The organism is Bacillus pretiosus (assembly GCF_051294775.1).
Classification (GTDB): Bacteria; Bacillota; Bacilli; order Bacillales; family Bacillaceae_G; genus Bacillus_A; species Bacillus_A wiedmannii.
On sequence record NZ_JBPPHF010000018.1, the window covers coordinates 1 to 5221 of the forward strand.

5 protein-coding genes and 1 rRNA gene are annotated in these 5221 nt (G+C 34.0%); 5 read left to right on the forward strand and 1 reads right to left on the reverse strand.

The features are described 5' to 3' along the window. Nucleotides 1–522 precede the first annotated feature (522 nt). From ACSG5Z_RS29515 to uppP, 5 genes are all read left to right on the forward strand, one after another. A complete protein-coding gene (locus ACSG5Z_RS29515) occupies nucleotides 523–1236 on the forward strand; it encodes a response regulator transcription factor (protein WP_046953851.1) in 714 nt (237 codons plus the stop codon). Further along, a complete protein-coding gene (locus tag ACSG5Z_RS29520; protein WP_435712729.1) occupies nucleotides 1226–2239 on the forward strand; it encodes a sensor histidine kinase in 1014 nt (337 codons plus the stop codon). The genes ACSG5Z_RS29515 and ACSG5Z_RS29520 overlap by 11 nt, the downstream gene beginning before the upstream one ends. 68 nt (nucleotides 2240–2307) lie before the next feature. Further along, on the forward strand, nucleotides 2308–3237 hold the full coding sequence (locus ACSG5Z_RS29525; protein ID WP_000484005.1) for an ABC transporter ATP-binding protein: 930 nt from the start codon (nucleotides 2308–2310) through the stop codon (nucleotides 3235–3237). Next, the gene (locus ACSG5Z_RS29530) at nucleotides 3230–3967 is read left to right on the forward strand and encodes an ABC transporter permease (protein WP_435712730.1); all 738 of its coding nucleotides are present in this window, start codon (nucleotides 3230–3232) and stop codon (nucleotides 3965–3967) included. The genes ACSG5Z_RS29525 and ACSG5Z_RS29530 overlap by 8 nt, the downstream gene beginning before the upstream one ends. Before the next feature lie 17 nt (nucleotides 3968–3984). Further along, nucleotides 3985–4782: an undecaprenyl-diphosphate phosphatase UppP gene (gene uppP / locus ACSG5Z_RS29535; protein WP_001279953.1), complete on the forward strand. Its 798-nt coding sequence runs from the start codon at nucleotides 3985–3987 to the stop codon at nucleotides 4780–4782. Between the two features lie 347 nt (nucleotides 4783–5129). Here the strand turns inward: uppP and rrf are convergent. Next, nucleotides 5130–5221: ribosomal RNA gene (rrf, locus tag ACSG5Z_RS29540) — 5S ribosomal RNA — on the reverse strand; the annotation flags it as partial.

Here is a 5221-nt window from a genome sequence, read left to right on the forward strand (position 1 = left end):
GCCGCCAGCGTTCATCCTGAGCCAGGATCAAACTCTCCAATAAAGTTAGTTTGTCTAGCATCTAAAAATAAAAATTGACGTTTCACGTTGTTTGTTTCGTTCAGTTTTCAAAGAACTACTCGGTCGCACATTTGCGACTCCCTTATGTTAACATCTTCATGTTTCAATGTCAACTAAGTTTTTCATTTTGTTTGCCGCGTTCTGCGTTATTGCACCGGCGACTTTTCCTATATTACACCTCTAAGGTGAAATCGTCAACACCTTTTTATAAAGATATTCAATTTAATATTTTTATGCTCTTTTAGCTAGATATGCCTCTACAAAGAGTCATTACTAGAAACCAACTTCTGCTTCTCTTTAATTTATTCTTCCAAAACATATTCGATTTCATTTGAACTCTAGACTTAATTCTTGTAGACATGTCCCTCCAACAAAACTAGCAACCTTATTTTAACAAATACTAGTATATAATTAGAGAGTTGTTGTACTAGCAATAAAACTCTATTAGAAGCAGGTGAAAATATGAAAGATATACGTATCCTTATAGCAGACGATGATAAAGAAATCCGAAATTTATTAAAAATATATTTAGAACGAGAATTATATATGGTAGATACTGCGGTTAATGGTGAAGAAGCCTTGCAATTATTTAATCAAAACAACTATAACCTCGTTATATTAGATCTTATGATGCCGAAAGTAGATGGTATCGAAGTATGTAGAAAACTTAGAGATAAAACTAACGTACCTATATTAATGCTAACCGCTAAAGATCACGAAATTGATAAAATTTTAGGTTTAAGCATTGGCGCTGATGATTACATTACGAAACCTTTCAGTATTCACGAAGTAGTTGCACGAGTAAAGGCTCTTATGCGGCGTTTTTTAGTTCTTGGAAGTAACACTACTGCACAAGAGAAAACAATTTTAGCTTTCAAAGGACTAACTATCGATTTAAATACATACACAGTTCATACAAATAAAGAAGAAATCAGCTTAACCGGAAAAGAACTGGAACTGTTGAAATTCTTTACTTCAAACCCAGGACAAGTATTTACAAAAACACAGCTCTTTCGAAATGTATGGGACGATAATTATATAGAAGACGATAATACCGTTATGGTACATATTCGAAAACTTAGAAAGAAAATAGAAATCAATCCTTCTAATCCAAAATTCATTCAAACTGTATGGGGAATTGGTTATAAGTTTGTAGGTGAAAAACTTGAAGACTGATAAAACCCTATTCCTTATTTCATTACAACTTATCATTTGCGGGCTTTTAAATATACAAATGGGCCCAAAAGGAAAGATGTCTTTATTTATTACCCTTATTTTAATTACAATGTATCTCTTCTTTTCAAGAATACAATTCATTCAACATCGCAAATCAGTGGACACAAAATTAGGTCGTGTACTAAAAGGAAATTTACAAACGAGATTATTCACAAGCAATGACCCCTCATTACATAGTATCGTTTTTTCAATAAACGAACTGATAGCTGAATTAGAAAAGGTTCGGATCGAAGCAAAAAGATCCGAGGAATCTAGAAAACAACTTTTGTCTAATATCTCGCACGATATCCGAACACCACTCACCTCTATTATTGGATATATCGACGCTTTAAAAGATGGGGTTGCTGTTTCTGAAATAGAAAAGAAAGAATATCTTAAAATACTTTATATGAAATCAAATAACTTAAAACATCTAGTTAATGAAATATTCAATATGGCAAAGCTAGACGCCAATGAATTTCCACTAAAAGAAGAGGAACTCGACTTTTCTGAAGTTACTAGAGAAGTTTTGATTGAATTTTTACCTGAACTCTCAAAACATAATCTCGAACTACAGGTTCTCATACCAGAATCTACTTGCCCTATCATTGCAGACCACCTTAGCCTTATGCGAATTATGAGTAATTTGATAAAAAATGCCATTTATTACGGAAAAGATGGGAAAACATTAGGGATCGAACTACTAGAAACTGATACAGACTATGAACTTCTTATTTGGGATAAAGGCCCTGGTATTCCAAAACATGATTTACAAAATGTATTTGAACGAATGTACCGAAGCGAACAATCGAGAAACTCCTCTTCTGGTGGTAGCGGTCTCGGGCTTTCAATTTCTAAAGCACTCGTTGAAAGAAATGGTGGGCATATATGGGTTGAAAGTACTCCATGGAAACGAACTACTTTTGGCTTTTCAATTCCAAAATACATTTCTTTTAAGAAATAGTTAAGAAATGATTAATATGCAGTTAAGCCTTCCTTCTTATCATGTAATTAAGAACTTATAGAAAGTAGGTGTTTCCTATAAATACAATTATAAAAACGACTAACCTTACTAAAGTGTATGGCACACAAAAATCAGTAGATAATCTAAATATTAATGTTCAACAAGGCGAGATTTATGGATTCATAGGACGAAACGGTGCGGGCAAAACAACAACCATTCGTATGCTACTCAGTCTTATAAAACCTACAAGTGGAAATATTGAAATATTCGGAGAGGACTTATTTCAAAATCAAAAAGATATTTTAAGAAGAATTGGTTCTATCGTTGAGGTTCCAGGGTTTTATGAAAACTTAACTGCAAAAGAAAACTTATTAATTAATACAAAGATAATTGGGATTCACAAAAAGAATGCTATTGAAGAAGCATTAGAAATAGTAGGATTGCAGCATGAAACAAAAAAATTAGTTGGGAAGTATTCTTTAGGAATGAAGCAGCGCCTAGGTATTGCACGTGCCCTTCTCCATTATCCCGAATTACTCATACTAGATGAACCAACTAACGGGCTCGATCCCATTGGTATTAAAGAAATGCGAAAACTTATTAAATCTTTAGCTCAGGAAAGAAATATAACGATACTTATTTCCAGTCACATATTAGCTGAGGTAGAACAATTAGTTGATCGTATGGGAATTATTCATGAAGGAAGGTTACTAGAAGAAGTTTCTCTTAATACGCTACGTAAAGCAAACCGTAAGTACATAGAATTTCAAGTGAATAATGAAAACAAAGCCGCAATGCTATTAGAAAATCAGCTTCAAATCTTTGATTATGAAGTACATGATGAAGGGAATATTCGTATTTATTCTCATTTTGGACAACAAGGATACATCAACAGAACGTTCGTTCTAAATGGTGTAGAAGTATTAAAAATGATGATAAGTGAAGATAGATTAGAAGATTATTTCACTAAATTAGTTGGAGGTGGAACAATTGGTTAATCTACTCTATACAGAACTACTAAAACTAAAACGCTCTAATATGTTTTTAATTAGCATTATTGGGGCTGGTGTCGCACCTTTCTTAGTCGTAGTAGCTTCTTATATACATATAAAAACCAAACAGCCCACTCCGACTATTTGGTTCCATCAATTATTTACTGATGTTAACTTATATACTACTTTAGTGATAGGATTCCCCTTATATGGAGTAGTAATTGCTTATCTGTTTACCCGTGAATATGCAGAAGACACACTAAAGAATTTACTAACTATCCCCGTATCGCGTATTAGCTTTATTATAAGTAAGTTCATCACTCTTTTTCTTTGGATCATGATGCTAACTTTAGTCGCTTGGGCACTTACTTTAATATTAGGGCTATTGGGGAACTTCCCTGGTTTTAACACTGCTTTATTTTTAGGTTCTTTTCTAAAATTTTTAATCTGTGGTGGACTTCTCTTTCTATTGTCTTCACCTATTGTGCTACTAACTCTTGTAATGAAGAGCTATGTACCACCTATTATATTAACAGTCATTATTACAATGACTAATCTTATGCTCGTAAACTCCAAACATAAAGATTTATTTCCGTGGACCGCTACTCTTGATATCGCAAATAATGAATTACAACCCACATATCCACCGGAATATTCTTATATCATCATTTCAGCAACAGCGGTTTCAGGATTTTTTGCAACACTATTCTATTTCAAAAGAGTAGACATTCATTAATTTATAGGAGTGAAACGATGAGCGATATCATTATTGCCTTCATACTCGGTATCGTAGAGGGTTTAGCCGAATTTTTACCTATCTCTTCTACTGGTCACCTTATATTAGTCGGGCATTTATTAGATTTTGAAGGAGAAAGAGCGAAAACGTTTGAAATTGTTATACAGCTAGGGGCAATTTTAGCTATTGCAATTTTATATCATAAACGCCTCGTTTCTTTATGTAATATTAAACCTCTTCTGCGGAAAGAGAAGAAATTCAACGCATTCCATGTATTTCTTGGCGTATTTCCAGCAGTAGTTGCTGGTTTACTACTACATGGTGTTATTAAAACTTACTTATTTCAGCCCTATACTGTCGTAATTGGACTTGTAGCAGGGGCAATTCTTATGCTCTTTGCAGAAGTAAAGAAGAAAGAGGCAACCTCCTATTCACTGGATGATTTAACATACCGTCAAGCATTAACAATTGGATTATTTCAATGCTTAGCAGTATACCCCGGCTTCTCTAGAGCTGGCTCTACTATTTCTGGAGGTCTATTAGCAAAAGTAAATTATAAAACTGCATCTGAGTTCTCTTTTCTCATTGCTCTTCCTGTAATGGTAGGCGCTACAGGCTTAGACTTGTTAAAAAGCTGGAAGTATTTAAGTGTCAATGATATCCCTATGTTTGTGGTAGGATTCATTACCTCTTTTATAGTAGCAATGTTAGCAGTAGTAACATTCCTAAAGCTTTTAGAAAAGATAGGCTTAAAACCTTTCGCATACTATCGTATTTTGTTAGCTATCTTATTTACGCTTTTCGTATTGCTATAAATTCATATAAGTCACAGATAAAAAACCGATATTCAAGTTAGAATATCGGTTTTTATCCATTTCACATCAAGTACTACCTACTCCAATATGGCATAGCGGGAGTAAATCATCATTAATAATCCAAATGTTCTTCAAGCAATTTTAATCTTTACCGTACGACACAGCTCAAAAATTAAACACCCCTTGGACAGAGACCGAATGTGTATACAAACTATATCCATTCCGCATATATCATATATCATATTTCTTAATTCTCAATACACCGATACAAGTTCTAAATGTGTACAAAATGCTCATGCTTTATTAAACACGAAAAAACACAAGTCAAAAGACTTGTGTTTTTAGTTGCTTGGCGACGTCCTACTCTCACAGGGACAAGGTCCCAACTACCATCGGCGCTAGAGAGCTTAACTTCCGTGTTCGGTATGGGAACGGGTGT